Source organism: Pseudonocardia lacus (assembly GCF_018531445.1).
Lineage (GTDB): Bacteria > Actinomycetota > Actinomycetes > Mycobacteriales > Pseudonocardiaceae > Pseudonocardia > Pseudonocardia lacus.
This window is the reverse complement of record NZ_JAHDTH010000170.1, coordinates 1-18,388: the sequence shown is the minus strand read 5'-3', so window position 1 is coordinate 18,388 and position 18,388 is coordinate 1. Positions and strand designations below refer to the sequence as shown.

20 protein-coding genes, 1 tRNA gene and 1 pseudogene are annotated in these 18,388 nt (G+C 73.2%); 7 read left to right on the top strand and 15 right to left on the bottom strand.

The window, feature by feature from the left end; genetic code table 11:
- Positions 1-433 precede the first annotated feature (433 nt).
- Complete coding sequence (locus KIK08_RS28640) at positions 434-2,548, bottom strand: bifunctional copper resistance protein CopD/cytochrome c oxidase assembly protein (RefSeq protein WP_214406387.1); 2,115 nt, start codon at positions 2,546-2,548, stop codon at positions 434-436.
- A 101-nt stretch (positions 2,549-2,649) separates the two neighbouring features.
- Here KIK08_RS28640 and KIK08_RS28635 point away from each other — a divergent pair, with 101 nt between their 5' ends.
- On the top strand, positions 2,650-3,366 hold the full coding sequence (locus tag KIK08_RS28635) for a class I SAM-dependent methyltransferase (RefSeq protein ID WP_308257952.1): 717 nt from the start codon (positions 2,650-2,652) through the stop codon (positions 3,364-3,366).
- Positions 3,367-3,375: 9 nt separating this feature from the next.
- Here KIK08_RS28635 and KIK08_RS28630 read toward each other — a convergent pair whose 3' ends face one another.
- The 3 genes from KIK08_RS28630 to KIK08_RS28620 all read right to left on the bottom strand — a co-directional run bounded on the left by KIK08_RS28630 (position 3,376) and on the right by KIK08_RS28620 (position 5,449).
- Positions 3,376-3,885 carry a hypothetical protein gene (locus KIK08_RS28630; RefSeq protein WP_214406386.1) on the bottom strand — a complete coding sequence of 170 codons (510 nt, stop codon included), beginning with the start codon at positions 3,883-3,885 and terminating at the stop codon, positions 3,376-3,378.
- 38 nt (positions 3,886-3,923) lie between these two features.
- Entirely contained in the window at positions 3,924-4,709 is a 786-nt protein-coding gene (locus tag KIK08_RS28625; RefSeq protein ID WP_214406385.1) for a PP2C family protein-serine/threonine phosphatase, read from the bottom strand.
- A gap of 62 nt (positions 4,710-4,771) precedes the next feature.
- A complete protein-coding gene (locus KIK08_RS28620; RefSeq protein ID WP_214406384.1) occupies positions 4,772-5,449 on the bottom strand; it encodes a GOLPH3/VPS74 family protein in 678 nt (225 codons plus the stop codon).
- Positions 5,450-5,657: 208 nt separating this feature from the next.
- On the opposite strand from KIK08_RS28620, the gene KIK08_RS28615 reads away from it, so the two are divergent.
- Positions 5,658-5,731 (top strand) — tRNA-Arg (locus KIK08_RS28615).
- 54 nt (positions 5,732-5,785) lie between these two features.
- Here the strand turns inward: KIK08_RS28615 and KIK08_RS28610 are convergent.
- From KIK08_RS28610 to KIK08_RS28585, 6 genes and pseudogenes are all read right to left on the bottom strand, one after another.
- The gene (locus KIK08_RS28610; protein WP_214406383.1) at positions 5,786-6,625 is read right to left on the bottom strand and encodes a tyrosine-type recombinase/integrase; all 840 of its coding nucleotides are present in this window, start codon (positions 6,623-6,625) and stop codon (positions 5,786-5,788) included.
- Between the two features lies 1 nt (position 6,626).
- Positions 6,627-6,827 carry a hypothetical protein gene (locus tag KIK08_RS28605; RefSeq protein WP_214406382.1) on the bottom strand — a complete coding sequence of 67 codons (201 nt, stop codon included), beginning with the start codon at positions 6,825-6,827 and terminating at the stop codon, positions 6,627-6,629.
- Positions 6,828-6,937: 110 nt separating this feature from the next.
- Positions 6,938-7,129 (bottom strand): helix-turn-helix transcriptional regulator, encoded by a 192-nt coding sequence (locus tag KIK08_RS28600; protein ID WP_214406381.1) that lies wholly within the window; start codon positions 7,127-7,129, stop codon positions 6,938-6,940.
- A pseudogene (locus KIK08_RS28595) lies at positions 7,126-7,587 on the bottom strand (replication initiator); the annotation flags it as partial. The pseudogene KIK08_RS28595 and the gene KIK08_RS28600, both read right to left, overlap by 4 nt.
- Before the next feature lie 152 nt (positions 7,588-7,739).
- Positions 7,740-8,321 (bottom strand): PIN domain-containing protein, encoded by a 582-nt coding sequence (locus tag KIK08_RS28590; protein ID WP_214406379.1) that lies wholly within the window; start codon positions 8,319-8,321, stop codon positions 7,740-7,742.
- Positions 8,303-9,424 carry a helix-turn-helix domain-containing protein gene (locus tag KIK08_RS28585; RefSeq protein ID WP_308257951.1) on the bottom strand — a complete coding sequence of 374 codons (1,122 nt, stop codon included), beginning with the start codon at positions 9,422-9,424 and terminating at the stop codon, positions 8,303-8,305. Before KIK08_RS28585 ends, KIK08_RS28590 begins: the two co-directional genes overlap by 19 nt.
- A gap of 754 nt (positions 9,425-10,178) precedes the next feature.
- Here KIK08_RS28585 and KIK08_RS28580 point away from each other — a divergent pair.
- From KIK08_RS28580 to KIK08_RS28565, 4 genes are all read left to right on the top strand, one after another.
- Positions 10,179-10,880 (top strand): DUF899 domain-containing protein, encoded by a 702-nt coding sequence (locus tag KIK08_RS28580; RefSeq protein ID WP_308257950.1) that lies wholly within the window; start codon positions 10,179-10,181, stop codon positions 10,878-10,880.
- Positions 10,881-10,942: 62 nt separating this feature from the next.
- Positions 10,943-11,335: a RidA family protein gene (locus KIK08_RS28575; RefSeq protein WP_214406377.1), complete on the top strand. Its 393-nt coding sequence runs from the start codon at positions 10,943-10,945 to the stop codon at positions 11,333-11,335.
- A 43-nt stretch (positions 11,336-11,378) separates the two neighbouring features.
- The gene (locus KIK08_RS28570) at positions 11,379-12,032 is read left to right on the top strand and encodes a metallophosphoesterase family protein (protein ID WP_214406376.1); all 654 of its coding nucleotides are present in this window, start codon (positions 11,379-11,381) and stop codon (positions 12,030-12,032) included.
- The gene (locus KIK08_RS28565; protein ID WP_214406375.1) at positions 12,029-12,511 is read left to right on the top strand and encodes a metallophosphoesterase; all 483 of its coding nucleotides are present in this window, start codon (positions 12,029-12,031) and stop codon (positions 12,509-12,511) included. The genes KIK08_RS28570 and KIK08_RS28565 overlap by 4 nt, the downstream gene beginning before the upstream one ends.
- On the opposite strand, the gene KIK08_RS28560 is transcribed toward KIK08_RS28565, so the two are convergent.
- Positions 12,512-13,009 (bottom strand): MarR family winged helix-turn-helix transcriptional regulator, encoded by a 498-nt coding sequence (locus KIK08_RS28560; protein WP_308257949.1) that lies wholly within the window; start codon positions 13,007-13,009, stop codon positions 12,512-12,514.
- 38 nt (positions 13,010-13,047) lie between these two features.
- Here KIK08_RS28560 and KIK08_RS28555 point away from each other — a divergent pair, with 38 nt between their 5' ends.
- The gene (locus KIK08_RS28555; RefSeq protein WP_214406374.1) at positions 13,048-14,289 is read left to right on the top strand and encodes an MFS transporter; all 1,242 of its coding nucleotides are present in this window, start codon (positions 13,048-13,050) and stop codon (positions 14,287-14,289) included.
- Here KIK08_RS28555 and KIK08_RS41950 read toward each other — a convergent pair.
- From KIK08_RS41950 to KIK08_RS28535, 4 genes are all read right to left on the bottom strand, one after another.
- A complete protein-coding gene (locus KIK08_RS41950; protein ID WP_214406373.1) occupies positions 14,240-15,562 on the bottom strand; it encodes a TetR/AcrR family transcriptional regulator in 1,323 nt (440 codons plus the stop codon). The two genes, KIK08_RS28555 and KIK08_RS41950, sit on opposite strands and share 50 nt — an antisense overlap.
- A gap of 130 nt (positions 15,563-15,692) precedes the next feature.
- A complete protein-coding gene (locus KIK08_RS28545) occupies positions 15,693-15,992 on the bottom strand; it encodes an antibiotic biosynthesis monooxygenase family protein (RefSeq protein ID WP_214406372.1) in 300 nt (99 codons plus the stop codon).
- A gap of 210 nt (positions 15,993-16,202) precedes the next feature.
- Entirely contained in the window at positions 16,203-17,312 is a 1,110-nt protein-coding gene (locus KIK08_RS28540) for a serine hydrolase domain-containing protein (RefSeq protein WP_308257948.1), read from the bottom strand.
- Positions 17,313-17,353: 41 nt separating this feature from the next.
- A complete protein-coding gene (locus tag KIK08_RS28535) occupies positions 17,354-18,055 on the bottom strand; it encodes a pyridoxamine 5'-phosphate oxidase family protein (protein WP_408004748.1) in 702 nt (233 codons plus the stop codon).
- Positions 18,056-18,388 lie beyond the last annotated feature (333 nt).

Sequence of the window (18,388 nt, the reverse complement as noted above, 5' to 3'; positions counted from 1 at the left end):
GGGTACGCACTCGCACAGCCGAACATATCTGGCACAAAACCAAAACCAGAAAACAATAGCTCGACACACTGTTGAGTTCTCAAAAGACACCCACACACCATCCACCACCGCGAGGTGACTTCCGGGGTTGTTTCCTAGTGTACGCCTCCGGATCCGGAGGATCCTCGGCGCCCCCTAGGGGCGGCCAGCGGGGCCGGGGACTCGAAGCCGGTGAGGGCTTCTCGTCGGCCGGTGTCTCGCTGACAGGGAGAAAGTTACGCGACCCCTTGACAGGAGGTCAAATCGCCCCCTCCGGACCGCGCCTGACCTGCGGGAACATCCCGTCCGCGGTCACTCACCGTGGCGACGAGGGCCGCCGCGCGCGACGAACGGTCAGCCTCGCGCAGCCCGGTGAACGGGAGGTTACATGCCGTCCTACCTGCGGTTCCGATGATCAGTCCGGTTCATGGCCAGGCCCCCGAGAACCCCCGACGGCCTTCGAGGACACATTCGTGTGACCCGAGCCACGGTCGCTCTCCGCGACGAGCGGTTGGCCATCCGCCAGTCGTCGCAGCATGGCGTTGTACGCGGTCAGCTCGGCGTCACCGTCGGTGTCGGCCCTGCGGTCGGCGCGTCGGGCCGACCGCTCGTCCTGGCGCGACCACTGCACGAGCAACGCGATGACGACCAGCAGCAGCGGCAGCTCGCCGGACGCCCAGGCCAGGCCCCCGCCGAGCTTCTGGTCGACCAGCGGGTCGGGCACCCAGGGCAGCGCGAGGCCCCGGTACCACTGCTCGCCCACCGCGGCGTTCGCGCCCATCAGCGCCACCCCGAAGAACGCGTGGAACGGCACGGAGATGAACACGATGCCGAGCCGGGCCGCGGGCGGCAGCCGCCTCGGCGACGGGTCGATCCCGACGATCGGCCAGAAGAAGAGCAGCCCGGCCAGCAGGAAGTGCAGGCTCATCAGCTGGTGCGCCCAGTGCTCGGGCAGCGCCGCGGGGAACAGCCCGGAGAAGTACAGGGCGTAGTAGCTGCCCACGAAGAGCGGCAGCGTGACCAGGGGGTGGGTCATCCACCGGGCGAGCGGGGAATGCACCCCCGCCAGGAGCCACTCCCGCGGGCCGGGGGGCCCGTCGCGCCCGGCGGGCGGCAGCGCGCGCAGCGCCAGCGTCACCGGGGCGCCCAGCACCAGCAGGATGGGCACCAGCATCCCCAGGATCATGTGCTCGCCCATGTGCACGCTGAACATCGCCGGTGCATAGCGGCCGATCCCGGAGCTGGTGGCCAGCAGCAGGGCGAGGCAGCCGCCCAGCCAGGCCAGGGTGCGCCCGGTCCGCCAGGCGTCGCCGCGGCGCCGCAGCCGCCGCGCCCCCAGCAGGTAGAGCACCGCCAGCACGATGGCCGCCGAGCCGAACAGCAGGTCGAACCGCCAGTCGAGGGCGAGGCGGGCGAACGTCGGCGGACCGGTGAGGTCGTAGCCGAGCAGCACCTCCGTGCGCGACGGCGGCCCCGCGGCGGTGTCGGGCGGCGCCGTGCGCCCGAGCGCCACGGCCAGCCCCATGGTGGCCAGCATCAGCAGGATCTCCACCCCGCCCAGCCGCAGCAGGGCGCGCGGATCCCCCGCGGACGCCGCGCCGACCGTCGATCGCCGGTGGGCGGCGCCCAGCACACCCAGCACGACGAGTGCGGCGGCCTTGCCCAGCACGAGCAGCCCGTACCCGCTGCTGAACACCTCCCCGATCGGCACCCGCGTCAGCGCGTTGACGACCCCGGTGAAGGCCAGGGCGCACCAGCAGACCAGCGCCAGCAGCGAGAACCGCGGCACCGCGGCGGCCAGCGCCGTCGTCCGGTCGGCTCCGCGGCTGGAAGCCAGCACGACGACCGCCACCAGCCCGCCGACCCACAGCGTCGCGGCCAGCGTGTGCAGCAGCAGGCTGTCGGTGGCGACGTCGTGGGCGCCGCCGCTGGCGGAGTGCCCGGTGACCGCGACCGGCACCGGCCCGAGCAGCGCCAGCCCCAGCAGGCCGACCGACCAGCCCCAGCTCAGCACGGTGCGGGCACCGGCCATCACGACGAGCGCGATCAGCGCCGACAGCGACCACGCCGTGGCCACCTGCAGGCGCGGGACCAGGTCCACCAGCAGACCGGCGTCGAGCACGTCGCCAACGGGCCTGCCGAGCGTGTCGGCCACGGTGAGCGGCACCATCAGCGCCGCCGCCGCGGCCCAGCCCGCCGCCGCCCAGGACGCCGTCCGCACCCCGCGGTAGCCGGCGACGTCGAGGTAGCCCGAGCGCTGCGGCGGCACCAGGAACGCCGCCAGCAGCACCGCGCCCACCGTCACCGCCATGGCGATCTCGGCGACGGCGCGCACCGCGGGCAGCCCGACCGCGGTGAGCGTGCCCGGATCGGGGAGCCCGAGCGCGGACGCGGGACGCGCCCCCGACAGCGCCGTGAGCCCGCCCGCGACGAGCGCGGCGACCGCCGTACCGAGCAGGACCAGGCCGAGGGCACCGGCCGCGGGGCGGGCGGGCCGCGCGGTGCCGGACTCGACGATCGGCTGTGCCATGGGTCAAGGCTATGCCCGCCCGGCCCCCGCGGGTCGCGGGCCGCGTGCTGCCAGACTGACCCGATGACCTGCCCGAACGCGCACGACCGCGCGGTGCCGGTGTGAGCATCGCGACGCCGCCGACCGGTCCCGGTCCGCTGCTGGCGCTGGCCACCGACCGCGCGGGCCGCCGGGCCGTGCCGTGGCTGGCGGCCCCGCTGCGCACGGCCGAGCGGGTGGTGGAGATCAGCCCCGGCGGCGACGTGCTCGCCGGGGAGTTCGCGCCCGGGCGGTGGACGGGCCTCGCCGTCGACGGATCCGGGAGCGGCGGCCCCGGCCCGGTCCGGGTGCGGGCCGACGCCGGCGAGCTGCCGCTGCGCTCCCGCTCGGTGGACGGGCTCGCCCTGCTGCTGGTCCTGCCCACCCTGCCGGACGTCGACGCGGTGTTCGCCGAGCTGCGCCGGGTGCTGCGCCCCGGGGGGATGCTCGTCGTCGGGGTGCCGTCGGTGGCCGGTGGGTCCTGGGCCGAGCGGTCGACGGCGCGGCTGCTGCGTCCCGTGCACCGGGCCTGGCCGCACCGCTCCGCGCTCGACAGCGCGGGCTGGCTGCTGGCCGCCGCCGACTTCGCGGTGATGGGCGACGACCGGGTCGGCTTCACCCTGCCGATCCCGGACGCGGATGCCGCGCTGGCGCTGGCCGAGCGGCTGGCGCCCGCGCGGCTCTGGCCCCCAGCCCTGCCCGAGGACGTGCGCGCCGGGGCGGCCGCCGGGCTGGTCGGCCGGGCAGGCCCGGAGCAGGTGCTGCCGGTTCCGATGCGGCGCCTGGTCGCCCGGCGTTAGCGGCCGCGGTCAGCCGATCAGCTCCTCCAGCGGGCGGGGGCGCCCGAGGTCGAAGCCCTGCCCGTCGTGCACGCCGAGCTCACGCAGCCGCTCGACCAGCTCCGGGCGGTCGACGTGCTCGGCGACGCCCAGGACCATCCGGGCCGGCGCCTCGAAGCGCGAGAGCCGCCACTCTGCGACGGCACCCCGATCCGGCGCTCCAGGACGAACAGCTCGGTGCGGTCGGTGATCTCGTGGAGGAGCACCGCGGCGCCGGTCGGCTCCGGCACGGTGCAGGTGACCCTGCCACCAGCGGGTCGTCCCGTCGGGCGCGGGCCAGCGGACGGTGGTGTCGCGGGCGCCGGGCCGGATGCCGGCGCGCAGGTCGGCGAGGGGACGGGACCGGTCCCACGAGCCGCCGTGGGACTCGACCATCTCGCGGGCCGCCGGGTTGGGCCGGGCGGCCTCGCCGTCGCGGACCACGACGAGGCCGGTCGAGGCCCGCTCGGCGATCTCCACGGCGTCAGCCGGATCGACCACGCACCTCCGCCTCGTCCCCGTGGATCATGTCGCGGGAGTCAGCCCCGGGCGGCGACGGCCCCCACCACGAACGGGGGGTTGTCCTGGGGCTCGTCCTCGACGAGGTCGGCGACGATGCAGGTGATGTTGTCCGGCCCGCCGCCCTCGTTCGCCAGCTCGATCAGCCGCTCGACGGCCTCGTCGCGGTCGGTCACCGAGACCAGCACCTCGCGCAGGGCTTCGTCGTCGAGGACGGCGGTGACCCCGTCGGAGCAGATGAGGTAGCGGTCGCCGACGCGCCCGTCCACGGCGAACAGGTCGGGCTCGACGGGGGTGGCCTCCTGCAGGGTGCGCACCAGCCAGGAGCGGCGCGGGTGACCGGCCGCCTCCTCCGGGGTGATGCGACCCTCGTCGAGCAGCGCCTGGACCAGGGTGTGGTCGCGGGTGAGCCGGAACAGCTCACCCTCGCGCAGCAGGTAGGCGCGGGAGTCGCCGACGTGGGCGACGCCGATGCGCCCGCCGTCGACCAGGAAGGCGACGACCGTGGTGCCGGTGCCCCGCAGCTCCGGGTCCGCCTTGGCCAGCTCGGTGAGCCGATCGGCCGCCTCGACCACGGCCTCGCCCAGCGCGGCGGCCAGGTCGACCTCGCCGAGGTCGTCGGGGAGCCGCTGGTCGAGGTCGAGCAGGACCTCGATGGCGACGGCGCTGGCGACCTCACCGTGCGGGTGACCGCCCATCCCGTCGGCGACCGCCAGGAGCCGCGTGGTGGTGCCCGCGGAGTCCTGGTTCATCGGCCTGCGGCGCCCGACGTCGGACCCGGCCGCGGAACGCAGAGTCGGTGACATGACGACACCTTGTCAGACGCCTGGAGCGGGCGGTGATGACCTCGCCGTGCTCGCCGGTGTCGTCACGAGAACGACGGGGGCCGCGACTGTGCGTCAGCACCCGTGGTATAGGGGTGGTTGAGCAGGACGGCGCCGCGGATCGCCGCGACCGACCCGCGGCCGGCCGTGCCGAGCAGCTCGTCGCCGGCGATCGCGGCCGCCCGCGCCCGGATCCGGCGCACCGGCCCGTCGACGACGCGGTGCTCGGCCCGCACCGAGTGCAGCAGCGAGACCAGGCAGGTCAGGCGCACGTCGGGGGGCTGGTCGTGCAGCAGCACCCGTTCGACGCCCGCACGCAGGCGCTCGCGCTCGCGCTCGCCCACTACGTCCCACACGGTGGCGGGGAGAACGCCCCACCGGCGCGCGCGGCGGGGCACCAGCAACCCGCGCTGCTCGAGCCGCTCGAACACCGGACCTCTGATCCGCCCGGCCAACTGGTCGACCGCGCGCCGGGCCCGCAGCGGCGCGCGCCCGAGCTCGACCAGCGCGACGTCGACGACGGGCTCGCCGGTGGGGCTCGGGTTGACGACCGAGAGCCGCAGGCGCCTGCCCCCACCCTCGACGGCCAACCGCTCCCGCAGGGCCAGGTCGAGCAGGAGCGCGCCGGCCAGGCCACGGTCGAGGGTCGGGGAGCCGACCGCGGGACGGCCCGAAGCCGGGTCGACGAGCAGCAGCACGAGGTCCTCGGCCAGGGTCGTCACGGCGCTCTCCCTCGTCCGGACGGCCGTGGGCACCACCGCCTGCGACCCGCGACCAGCGTCCTGCACGTCCTGCGTCCGGTCCATCGGCCATTCGGCCAGATCCGAGCGCCGCACGGAGGGTCGGTGCATCACCTGTGCAGATGGGTGTACAGGCGGGCCGGGGGCGCCCGCTACGCTCGGTACCAGCCGGTCCGCGAGGGCCGCGCGGGCCTCCGTAGCTCAGCTGGATAGAGCAAGAGCCTTCTAATCTCTAGGTCGCAGGTTCGAGTCCTGCCGGGGGCGCAGATCCGCAGGTCAGAGCGTCAAGCCGAGTACCGGGCAAGATCCGCTCATCGTTTACCCACCGGATACCGGGCCGAAGGCGTCGAGGGCAACGCCGGCGTTGGCTCCGGTGCCTTTGCGTGACATGTAGACGTCCTGGGTCATGCTCACCCGCTCGTGACCGAGGTAGTCGGCGATCTCCCGGGCGCTCAGACCGGCAGCGTCCAGCCGAGTGGCCACCAGGTGGCGGAAGACGTGCGGGTGCAACCCTTGCCACGGCGTGCCGGCGACGACCTCGCGGAGCTGCTTGCGGGTGTTGTCCGGGTCGCGCAGGGTCCCTCGCGTCGAGGGGAAGACCCACGGGCCGTGAGAGTCCGCGTGGCGCCGGCTCAGGAGCGCGATCACCCACGGTGGCGGGGCGATGGTCCGCATGCCGGCGTCGGACTTGGTGTGCGGCTGCACGATCAGCCCCTCCCCCGGCACCCGCACCACCGTCCCCTCGATCGCGATCACGCCGGCCGCGTCGTCGACCCGTGGCCAGTCCAGCGCCAGCAGCTCCCCGATCCGGCAGCCCAGCCCCGACAGCACCTCGACCAGGTCACGCAGATCGTGCCGGCCCGCCGTCGGCGACGCAGCCAGGTGCGCGCGGAGCCCGGCCCAGCTCTGCTCGGTGAGCACCAGGGCGCGCGCCTTGCGCCTGGTACGGGTCGGGGTCAGCTCCCGGACCGGGTTCGCGTCCAGTGCGTCATGCCGGACGGCCAGCCCGAGGACACCGGACAGGATGACCTTGGCGTGCTTGGCGGTGCCCGCGCCCGAACGCTCCCGCAGCTCCCTGATCACCGCATCGACCCGCGACACCCGCATGTCGCGCATACGCAGCGCCCCGACCGCCGGGTCGACGTGGCGCGCCCACACGTCACCGATAGGTGACCTTGGTGCGGATGGCCCGGTCGGACTCGTCCAGCTCCCGCAGCCACGCCGCCGCAACAGCCCGGACCATCGCGTCCGGAGTGATCTCACCGCCCGGCGCGACCCACTGCCGATCACGCAGCGCAGCCCGCAGGCCGTTGACCGCAGCCGAGCGGGACGAGCCGACGCGCTCGACAAGCCGGGTCACCCCGTCGACATCGCGGAACCGCGCCCGAGCTCGCCACCGTGGACGCCGGCCCCCGACGTGGACGACTCCGATCTCGCCGTAGGTGCCGATCGGCAGCGGCGGGCGCCCCATCAGGACGCCGCGTGCTCGTCGAGGTCGGCGAACCACTGCCGGACCACGTCCTCCTCGTACCGCAGGTAGCGGCCCACCCGCTTGCCCTTGGGCCCGTAGCCCCGGCACCGCCAGTCGTAGAGCGTGCCGACCGGGACGCCGAGGTACTCGGCGACGTCGTGGACCGTCCACAACCTGTCGTTGACCTTCATGCCGCCCTCTCCCCTCGGGTGATCGTGCTGCGTCGCTGCTGTCGGTTGCGTTCGGCGATGGCCAGCGCCAGCTCGCGCTCGCCGTAGTCGCGGTGCCCGATCCGGATCACCGCCCAGTCGTTGACCACGGTGATCGTGTCCAGATCGACCGGGATCGCGTTCGGGTCGTCAGTGGCGGCGTCCAGGACGGCCAGGTCCGCGCGCAGCCGCCAGGTCCGCCGCTCCTGCCGCAGGGCGGTGAAGGTCGTGGAGTACCGCTGCGACTTGGTCAGGAAGTGGCCCCGGAACCCGAGCATGTGCGCCCACGCGCGCAAGTTCAGGCCCTCGTAGGCCGGCAGGGCGCCGAGGGCCCACACGGTTTCGATCATGCGCCGGTGGTGGCCGCTGATGTTCAGGTAGGCGATGTGCTCGCCGTCGCGGATCGGACGGTCGGTGCCCTCGGTCGCGCCGGTGCCCTTGGTCGCGTACTTTCTTTACTGGTTCAAGGCGGCGCCCTGCGGGCGCCGCGCGGCGCTGTGTCCGATGCAGCCGCAAGTGCTCGCGCGGGGCGTGCGGCCTCCGGCCGGTCCCCGCGCGGCACGCGGCTGCTTATTAGCCGCAACGACCCGACTTAGGCAATCAGCCCATTCTCGGACGCCCATACCTCGAACTGTCCGATCGCGAATGGCAACCGGTACTTGCCCCGGATGAGATCATCTGCAAGCGCAGAAACCAATTGCGCAGTGAGAAGATCCTGCCGGATCGCCTCGCATAGAAGAGCCAGAGTTGGTCTATACCTGACGCCGTGCGCACCAGCCAGATTACGTGCAACGCCGTCGTCGACGATGGCAACGCCGTTCATTGTTGTTGCTAGTGCGAGTACGCCAGCTTCTCCTCGGTTGCGATCGCCGCTCACCAGCAGCGCAGCATACTTTGCGTAGGTAGCAACTTCAAGCGGATCAACGAGCTCTCGATGTTCGATCCACGGGGCATCTAGAACTGCCTGAATCCGCCCATCCATAGCTGCGCCGCGCCGAAGCTCTTCTACGACAACGTCTGGCACGAGCGCTCGCCGATCTCCAACGACTGCCTTGAGTACCCCCAGCCAGTTCTCGCGCGCGAAATGGCTAAGCGGGCCAGTGTCAAAGATCAAGCATTCATTGGCACTTACCTCGGCCGCTTCAGGCCCTGCCCCTACGACACGAACTGCCATATCGCATTCTCAGGAAGAGGGGCAAGCGCCGGTAGATCGTCCTCACTCCAAGTATCAAGCAGCAAGTCAATCGCTCGCGCGCTTGAGATCATCTCAGCGCGGAACAGACGAAGGACCGCCTCGTCATATGGACGTGGCGTGGACGGTGCAGCTAGCTCGTCATGCGTGACTAGATTCAGATCAACGATGTCGGCACGAGTAGTGCGAACCTGCCGAACGCGATCAGCCTGAGTCCGATCAATATGCCCGAGCTCAACTAGACGCCGGGCAAGTGTGCTCATATCTACTCGGTACCGGCTTGCGAGCTTTACAGCACGCGTCCTCAGATCCTCATTTCGCTCCTGGAACTGCCGCCACGCCTGATCCATGCCACCGCGAGGCAAGAGCAGGGCGCGGGCAAATCGATCAATCCGAGACTCCCAGGCGCTTGAGTCATCGTACTCAGCTACACGCCAATCAACACTATACTCATCGGCGAACAGGCAGTGACCTAGCTCGTGGGCAAACGCCAGGCGACGGCGACCAATTTGAATGTTTCCATTTATCAGTGCGACCGCACCTCGCTCGAGCAAGATGGATGCGGCGTCTGCGGTTTCAGCTCCAATGTCCACGGAGAACACTAGCAGGCCGAGCCTGCTCACCGTCTCGGCTGCATTGTACAATGGCTCTGTTCTATCCAGACCTAGAGCCGTTCGCGCCTTTGATGCAGCAGCCTCCGCCTCAGCAGGGTTGGCCGGTCGATCTATTTGAGGAAGAGCAGGAAGCGACCATGCAGAATCGTTCTCTTGTATGAATTCCACATTGCGTGCGAGCCTCTCAATGAGACGGTCGATTGAAACGCTCGCAGCACCGGGATCTTGAAGGTTTCGATGCGACACAATTGCCGGCGGCGTCTCGTATAAGAACCATTCAATGCGCTCACCTAGTGCATCGGCAATCTGCGACAGCTCTAGCGCCGAAACCCGGCGGCTGCCATTTTCGATCTTGGCTAGCGCAGAACGATCTAGAGAGATTTCTGAGGCAAGCTGAGCCTGCGTCATGCCCGCTCGGCCACGGGCATCTGCTATGCGGGCACCGATGGCACCAGCGTCGAGGACACGCACTGTGCGATAATAGAACACCGGCCCCTGGCTACGCCAGCACACCATCGATAAGTCAGCGCATGCCCTCGCCGGGCGGGCAGGTCTCCGGGATGGCCGGGCGACGAGGTTAGTTGCCGTTGGCGGGGTGAGCGGCACCGTGCGGCATCCCGTCGACCTCCCGGAGGGCTACCACGCGAGAACCCGGGGCGCAAAGCTGATCGAGGTAGGGTCTCGTGCCGTCGAGGGCTGCACCCCGGAACCTCGCGCGGTCGGGCTGCGCCAGGTCGACGGGATGCCGCACACCACTCGCGTCGTGGGGACGTTCCAGGGTCGAGTTGAGATCATCGCCCACGCTTACCCACCGGAAACAGCACGGACCGACACCAGACGGCGCCCGATACCCGGAAGTGTCGTCCCAGCTCAGGAGCACTGTCCGGCACCGCGAGGCACCACCCCGAGGTCACGACTCGGACTCTCTAGGTCGCAGGTTCGAGTCCTGCCGGGGGCGCCCACCACCAGCGGAACGTCGACATCGGCCGGCAGGCCGCCGTGATCGTTCCCGGCGCGCTCTCGGGGAGTCGTCGACCAGTCACAATCAGTGACATTCCCTCGATGACCAACGTGGACTCCAAACCGCCGCTGAGCCGCACGTCGTGGGGCCAACCGCCCCAGCGTTGCGCGGCGAGTAGGTGAGTCCGCAGCGGCGGGCCGATGAGTTCCGCCGCCCGGGGCGGTCCCAACTCCCACGTCCCGAACGCTGGAGGAGGAGATGCCCGTGACCGCGTCGTCCCTGCCGACCCACGCGCTCCCGCCGGTGGTCCCGGCGCGGGAGTGGGCCGCCGCTCACGCCGCCCTGCTCGTCGAGGAGAAGCGGCTCACCCGCGCCCGCGACGCGCTCGCCGCCAAGCGGAGGCGGATGCCGATGACCCCGGTGATGGCCGACTACCGGTTCGCCGGACCGGACGGCGAGGTCGGACTGCTCGACCTGTTCGCCGGCCGGCGCCAGCTCGTGGTCTACCGCTTCTTCTTCCAGCCCGATGTCGACGGCTGGCCGGACAGGGGCTGCGGCGGCTGCTCGTTCCTCACCGACCACGTGCCCCACCTGGCCCACGTCAACGCCCGCGACACGACGTTCGCGCTGGTCTCCCCCGACGACCAGGACAGGATCGCCGGGCTGAAGGAGCGGATGGGCTGGGAGGTGCCCTGGTACACCCTGCTCGACAGGGGGCCCGGCGCCGACTTCAGCGCCGACTTCGACGTCGCGGAGATGTTCGGGCTCAACGTGTTCATCCACGACGACGACGGCCGGGTGTACCGGACGTACTTCGTCAACGGCCGCGGGGTGGAGGCCTTCACCCCGACCTGGTCGATCCTCGACATCACGCCGCTGGGTCGGCAGGAGGAGTGGGAGGACACCCCTGACGGGCGCCCGCGGAGCGCGATGTACTGGTGGGGCCGCCACGACGAGTACTCCTGACCGTCCGCGGGCACCGGCGAATCACGTGGACGACGCCGCGGGCCGGCCATAGCGTCCGGCCCATGTCGGCACGGCGCACGATCCTGAGCGGGTCCACCTTCGAGGAGCAGATCGGCTACGCCAGGGCGGTGGTGGACGGCGACCGGGTGCACGTGTCCGGCACGACCGGCTTCGACTACCGCACGATGACCATCGCCGAGGGCGTCGTGGAGCAGGCCGAGCAGTGCCTGCGCAACATCGACGAGGCGCTGCGCGAGGCCGGCTGCTCCTTCGCCGACGTCGTGCGCGTGCGCTACCTGCTGCCCGACCGGGCCGACTTCGAGCCGTGCTGGCCGCTGCTGCGCGAGCGATTCGGCGCGGCCCGCCCGGCGGCGACGATGATGGTCTGCGGCCTGGCGGATCCGCGGATGCGCATCGAGATCGAGGTCGACGCGCGCCGGGGCTCCGCCGGCTGACCGGACGCGCCGCCGGGGCCGGGCGGGGGAGAAGATCGGCGGCATGTGGTTCGTGGCGCTGGTCGTCGGGGTGATCGTGCTGGCGCACCTCTACGTCTACCGGCGGGCCGTGCACGACGTCTTCGCCACCACCCGCGGCCGGCGCGCCGGTGGCGTCGTGCTGCTCGTGCTCGGGGCGGTCGTGCTGGCCACGTTCCTGACCCGGCGCTCGCTCGCCGTCGAGCAGGCCCGCGCACTCAACTACGTCGGCTACCTGTGGCTCGCGGTCGTGCTCTACACGGCGCTGCTGCTGCTGGTCGGGGAGCTGGTGCGGCTGGCGGTGCGCGCCGTGGGCGGGCCGCTCTCGCCCGGGCGCCGGCGCTTCCTGTCGCGCGCGATCACCGGCGGCGCCGTCGTGGCGGCGGTCGGGACCGTCGCCTACGGCAGCGTGGAGGCGCGCCGCCCGCGGGTGGAGCGCCGGGAGGTCGTGCTCGACCGGCTCGACCCGGCCTTCGACGGCTTCACCGTGGCCGCGGTCTCCGACATCCACCTCGGTCCGCTGGTCGACGGTGCCGACCTGGCCGTGATCGTCGCCATGATCAACGCTGAGGGTCCCGACGTCGTGGCGCTGGTCGGCGATCTGGTCGATGGCACGGTCGAGGAACTGGGCGTTCCGCGTCCCCGTTCCGCGACCTGGTCGCCCCGACGTACGCGGTGACCGGCAACCACGAGTACTTCTCCGGTGCCGCCGAGTGGGTGGAGTTCCTGCCTACGCTGGGGCTGCGGGTGCTGCGCAACGAGCGGGTCGAGATCCGCCGCGGCGGCGCCGTGCTCGACATCGCCGGCTGCGACGACCGCACCGCAGCGCGGTCGGGCGTGCCCGGGCACGGGTTCGACCTGGACGTGGCGCTGGCCGGGCGCGACCCGTCCCGCCCCGTCGTGCTGCTGGTGCACCAGCCGGTGATGGTGGAGCACGCCGTGCGCGCCGGGGTGGACCTGCAGATCTCCGGGCACACGCACGGCGGGCAGCTGTGGCCGATCACCCAGGTCGCGCTGGTCGACCAGCCGGTGCTGTCCGGGCTGACCCGGTTCGGGCCGACCTGGCTCTACGTCACCCGCGGCGTCGGGTTCTGGGGGCCGCCGACGCGGGTCGGCTCGCCGCCGGAGGTCACGTTGCTGACCCTGCGGGCGGGCTGATCACCCGTCCCGTTCGAGGCTCTCGGCGAGCCGTCCGAGCAGTTCCTGCAGGTGCTCCCGCTCCTGCTCGGTGAGCGCGCCGACCAGCCGACGCTCGTTGGCCAGGTGCACGCCGATCAGCCGGTCGGTCGTCTCCAGGCCGAGCGGGGTCAGCCGGACCGTCTTGCCGCGCCCGTCGCCGTCAGCGCTCTCGCGCTCGACCAGGCCCGTGGCCTGCAGCCGGTCGAGCCGCTTGGTGATGGCGCCGGTGGTGACCAGCAGCGAGCGGCTCAGGTCGGTGGGACGGGCCTGGAAGGGCTCCCCCGCGCGGCGCAGCGCGGCCAGCACGTCGAAGTCGCCGTTGGCCAGGTCGGCGGCGGCGAAGGGCGGGCGCAGCCTGCCGTCGACGAGGTGGGCCAGCCGCTGCAGCCGCCCGATGATCAGCATGGGGCTCGCGTCCAGGTCGGGGCGCTCGCGCGCCCACTGCTCGACGATCCCGGCGACGACGTCCTCGGCCACCGTTGCACTATACCTTCCACGGAAGTAAAGTAGCTTCCATGGAAGCTACTGCCGCACACGCGGAAGCCCGGAGCACCCGGACGCTGATGGTCGCCCACGCCGCCAACGCGCTGGGCGATGGAAGCTTCCATATCACCTCCACGCTGTTCTTCGCCCAGGTCGTGGGCCTGTCCGCGGCCCAGACCGGGCTGTGCCTGACACTGGCCTGGACCGCCGGGTTCCTGCTGACCACCCCGCTCGGCCTGCTCGCCGACCGGATCGGCCTGCGCCGCAGCGCCGTGCTGTGGTCGCTGGTCATCGCGGCCGTGCTGGCCGCCGTGGCCGCGTCCGGCCTGCGCGACCCCGTCCCGTTCACCGCGGTGATCGCGCTGTACGCGGTCGCGCAGAGCGCGCTGGCCGGCACCCGCCAGGCGCTGGTCGCCACCAGCGTCGCGGCCGAGCGCCGGGTCGCCGTGCGCGCCCGGCTGCACGTCGCGGTCAACACGGGCCTCGGCGTCGGCGCGGGCCTCGGCGGGCTCGCACTGCTGGTCGGGACGCCGGAGGCGTTCCGCGCGGTCTTCGTGTTCGACGCGCTGACCTTCCTGGTCGCCGCGGTCGTGATCGCGCGCCTGCCCCGCCCCGCGGCGCCTTCCGCGGCCACCGCCGGGCCCCGGACGCTGCGGCTGGACGTCCTGCGCGACCGCCGCTACGTCCTCGCCGCCGCGCTGACCGCCGTGCTGTACCTGTACATGCCGATGCTGACCGTGGCGCTGCCGCTGTTCATCGCCCAGCGCACGGCCGCGCCGGGCTGGTCGATCGCGCTGCTGTTCGTCCTCAACACCATCGGGGTGCTGCTCGTGCAGGTCCGGGCGGCGCGCACCGTGCGCTCGATGGCCACCGCGGCGACGGCGCTGCGCCGGGCCGGGCTGGCGCTGCTGGCGGCGTGCGCCGTGATGGCCGCGGCGGCGCTCACCGACTCGCCGGTGGTCGCGCTGTCCGTGCTGGTCGTCGCCGCGGTGCTGCAGGTGCTCGGCGAGGTCGTGCTGTCCGCGGCCTCGTGGCACGTCGGGTTCGCCCTCGCCGACCCGGAGCGGCCGGGGCAGTGGCAGGGCCTGTGGTCCAGCGGCCAGCCGCTGGCCAGGGCCGTCGGCCCGGTCGTGCTGACCGCGCTGCTGCTGGGCTGGTCGGGTCCGGGCTGGCTCGTGCTGGGCGCGGTGTTCGCCGGCGTCGGCCTGCTGCTGGCCCTCGTGGTCACCCGCGCCGAGCCGGTCGAGGCCGCTCCGGTCGCTCTCGCGGCGTGAGGGAGGGGTTGTCGGGCAGGGGTGCGTACAGCGCGGCCGTGGCCAGCTCGACCAGCGGCCGCCGCATCCCGCAGCGCCCTGCCACGCCCGGCACCTGCGCCACGTTCTCGACCACGGCCATCGCCGAGGCCACCAGCACCCGCGCGGCTGGTGCCGACAGTTCCGGGCGCGCCTGCCGCAGCCGCTCGCGCCACTCGGCCACCCGGTCCTCCCGGTTGCGCAGCAGTTGCTCGGCCAGCTCCGGGGGCAGGTGCAGCACCTCGGTGTGCCCGACCGCGACCAGGTCGGGGTCCTCCAGCGCCAGCCGCACGAGGCCCTCGACCAGCCCGGAGAGTGCTTCGCGCGGGGCCGCGGCGCGCAGCGCGCGGCTGGTCTCCAGAGTCGAGCGCTCGTCGTGTCGGCGGCAGAGCGTGACCAGGATGTCCAGCTTGGTCGGGAAGTAGCGGTACAGCGCCGGTCCGGCGATCCCCGCCTCGCGGCCGATCTCGCCGATCCCGACCTCCGGGTAGCCGCCGCGGTGGAAGGCCGCGGCCGCCACGGCCAGCAGCTGCTCGCGGCGCGAGGCCATGGCCGGTGGACCCGCCGGCCGCGCCGCTGCCGGCACAGTGATCGGCACAGTGATCGGCACCGTGATCGGCACCGTGATCGGCACCGTGATCGGCACCGCCAGCAGGGCGCGGGCCACGGCGTCCAGCACCGGGACCAGCTCCGCTCGCGGCGCCGTCACGCCCTGCTCCGCCGGCCCGGCGAGCGCCGTGACCAGCGCCCACGCCCGCAGCTCCGCGGCGGGACCGGCGCCGTCGCCGTCCCGCTCGCTGCCGATCTGCTCGGCCGCGCGCGCGACCAGGTCGAACAACCGCCCGAGTACCTGCTCCCGGTCCTGCGGGACCAGGTAGCGCGCCTCGCGCCGGTGCAGCACGGCGTAGCCGTGGGTGCGGGTCGCCGCGCCGATGAGCCCGGCCAGCAGGCCGTCGGTGCCGGCCGGGCCGGGCCACCGACCGGCCGCGGCCTCGAACGCCGCCCGGTAGGCGCCCTGGCCCGCCCGCACCACGTGCGCCAGCAGCGCCTGCTTGTGGGGGTAGTGCCGGTAGAGGGCGCGCACCGTGATGCCGTCGGCCGCCGCGATGTCCTCCATGCGCACGGCGTGGTAGCCGCGCTCGGTGAACAGGCGCGCGGCGTGCGCCGCGATCCGCTGCTTGCGGTCCTTCGGGCGCTCGCGCGAGCCACCGGGGGTGGCGCCGGCCGCGGTCGCGACCTCCGGCCGTCCTGCCACGGTTCCGCCTCCCCACCGCGCCGACGGGGCCCCGCCGGTGCCGGCCCCCCTCGACCGGCACCGGCCATACTCCCAGCCGCACCGGGAATCGCGGCGGACCCCTCCTCCCGCCCCGGTGCGCGGGAACGTCCTACGGGGCGGAGGCGACCCGCTCGAAGTGGCCGCCCGCCGGGGCCTCGGCCAGGATCTCGACCATGCTCGCCCGGTAGTGCTGGAACAGGTCGGTCGCGTGGAACGCGTGGTGCGCCTCGATCGTCTCCCACTCGACGACCAGCACGAGCTCGCCCGGCGCCTCCAGCCCCCGCAGCACCTCGACGCCGCGGCAGCCGTCGCCGGCGGCGATGATCCGCGCCCCGTCGGCCAGGTTGGCGGCCAGCTCCGCCTCGGCGCCGGCGTTGGCCCGCAGCCGGGTCAGCTCCACAACACCCACCGCTCCCCCTCCCGTCGCCGGCCCTGGCCCCCCGACGGGTCCGGACAGGTGCCGCAGCGTGCCGAGGCCGCACCGGGATGTCAACGGCCGTTCGCCCCGGTTCCGCAGAGGTGCCGCGCAGGTGCCGCGTGCGTGCCGCGCAGGTGCCGCATCGATGCCGCGAACCGGGGCGCGCCGCCGCCGGGTCCGACACCCGATGTCAGTCGTCGATCACGCCGCGGCGCCGTCGCCGAACGCCCCGGCCACCACCGCCCGCACCCGGTGGAACGCGACGAACCGCGTGGGGTCGAGGCGGTTCTTGGTGACCGCGACGCTCACCCCGGTCGCGGTGTCGGCGTAGGCGGCGCTGCCCCCGACCCCGGCCGCGCCGAACAGCGTGTGCGCGCTCGGCACGTGCCCCACGGCGCCCACCGAGTAGCCCAGGCCGTAGGCCGCCCGGCCGCCCACCGTGCGGTCGGGCCCCGTGGTGGCCGGCGTCGCGACCTCGCGTGCGCGCGCCGGCGGGAGCAGACGCACGCCGTCGACCTCGTCGAGCAGCGCGGCGTACATGCGGGCCACCGCCCGCGCCGACATCGTGCCGATGCCGGGGATGTCGTGGCGCAGCACGTCGACGCGGTTGGCGACGGCCGCGCCGGGCAGCAGCGACGACCCGCCCGACGTCCCGGCGAGCAGCGCGGTGAACAGCGCCGTGCTCTCCGGGTCGTCGACGAACCGGGCCAGCCGGTCGATCGCCCCCGCCGGCACCCCGAGGAACAGCTCGTCGGCCACCCCCAGCGGCTCGGCCACCACCTCGGCCAGCACCCGCGAGATCGGCGAGTCGGTGGCCCGCCGGACGAGCTCGCCGAGCACGAACCCGAACGTCAGCGCGTGGTAGCCGCTCGCCTCCCCCGGCACCCAGGACGGCGCGGTGGCCGCCACCGCGGCGCAGGTGGCCGACCAGTCGCACAGGTCGTCCCAGGTGGTGTCGGGCGGCAGGTCGGGCACGCCGGCGGAGTGGGTGAGCACGTGGCGCAGCGTCGTGCCGCCCTTCCCGTGGGCGCCGTACTCCGGCCACAGCTCGACGACCGGCGCGTCGAGGTCGAGCACCCCGCGCTCGACCAGCACGTTCACCACCGTGGCCGTGAGTCCCTTGCCGGTCGACGCGGCGAAGAACGGGGTGTCGGAGGCGACCGGGCGTCCGGTGGCCGGGTCGGCCGTGCCCGCGACCGCGTCGACCAGCAGCTCGCCGCGCCGGTAGACCGCGGCCTGCAGGCCCAGCTCGGCCCCGGACCCGACCAGCTCGTCGAGGACCCGCTGGACCCGCCGCTCGATGTCGCGCACGGCGCGGACGGTACGGCGGCGCCGTAGCCGGCGCCCCGGGGTTACGCCGGCGTGGCCTCGCTGGGCTGCGGCATCGGGGCGTCGCGGTAGAGGCGCTCGGCGTAGCTCGGGCCGTAGTAGCGCTCCAGGTCCTCGCGGGTCACGTCGGGGCGCTCCAGCACGCTCGCGATCTCCGCGCGGCTGGGCAGCCCTTCGACGTCCCAGCTCTCCGGGCGCCACAGCATGGAGCGCATGAACGCCTTGGCGCAGTGGAAGAAGACCTCCTCGACGTCGACCTCCAGGGCGAGGACCGGGCGGTGGCCCTTCACCCGCATCGCGTCGAAGTAGGGGGCGTCGCGCACCAGCCGGGCCCGGCCGTTGACCCGCAGCGTGTCGTCCCGGCCGGGGATCAGGAAGATGAGCCCGACGTGCGGGTTGGACAGCACGTTGCGGTAGCCGTCGACGCGCTTGTTGCCCGGGCGCTCCGGCACCGCGATGGTGCGCTCGTCGAGCACGTGGGCGATCCCGGGCGGGTCGCCCTTCGGCGAGGCGTCGCAGCGGCCCTCGGCGTCGCTGGTGGCCAGGATCAGGAACGGCGAGCGCGCGATCCACTGCACGTCGATCTCGCTGAGCGTCGGGCGCTCCTTCTGCGCCACCCTCGGCAGCGGCAGGCCGACGAGCGCCTCCAGGTCGGCCACGGTGGCGATGACGTCCTCGGGCCGGGCGGTAGCGGGGGCGGGGGCGGCGGGCGGGGTGCTGTCCACGTGCTCCCACGCTACTGGCCGGCGGCGGCGCGCGGCAGGTCCGCGCGGAACCGAGCGCGGGCCGACCGGGACGCCGGCTGGGCTATCCTGCGGCCACGATCGGGGGACGCGGACGGGTCACCGCCCTCCCCGGTCCACGCCGGTGTCATGGGGGGACGTGAAGCCGGATGATCGACGACCGTCGCAGTGCCGCGTGGCTGGACGCCGAGCTGGCCCGCCGCGAGGACGCGGAGACCAGGATGGCCGCGTCCCTGCTCGACCTGGAGCGCCACCCCGGGCTCGCGCTGCTCTCCGGCGGGACGCTCACGGGCACCACCGGGCGGCGGTGGACGA

What these genes read in the sequence shown, in the direction of transcription:
- KIK08_RS28600 (WP_214406381.1), bottom strand. Translation starts at nt 7,129, where the DNA reads ATGAAGGTCAACGACAGGTTGTGGACGGTCCACGACGTCGCCGAGTAC.
- KIK08_RS28555 (WP_214406374.1), top strand. Translation starts at nt 13,048, where the DNA reads ATGGAAGCTACTGCCGCACACGCGGAAGCCCGGAGCACCCGGACGCTG.
- KIK08_RS28625 (WP_214406385.1), bottom strand. Translation starts at nt 4,709, where the DNA reads ATGTCACCGACTCTGCGTTCCGCGGCCGGGTCCGACGTCGGGCGCCGC.
- KIK08_RS28570 (WP_214406376.1), top strand. Translation starts at nt 11,379, where the DNA reads ATGTGGTTCGTGGCGCTGGTCGTCGGGGTGATCGTGCTGGCGCACCTC.
- KIK08_RS28575 (WP_214406377.1), top strand. Translation starts at nt 10,943, where the DNA reads ATGTCGGCACGGCGCACGATCCTGAGCGGGTCCACCTTCGAGGAGCAG.
- KIK08_RS28590 (WP_214406379.1), bottom strand. Translation starts at nt 8,321, where the DNA reads ATGGCAGTTCGTGTCGTAGGGGCAGGGCCTGAAGCGGCCGAGGTAAGT.
- KIK08_RS28640 (WP_214406387.1), bottom strand. Translation starts at nt 2,548, where the DNA reads ATGGCACAGCCGATCGTCGAGTCCGGCACCGCGCGGCCCGCCCGCCCC.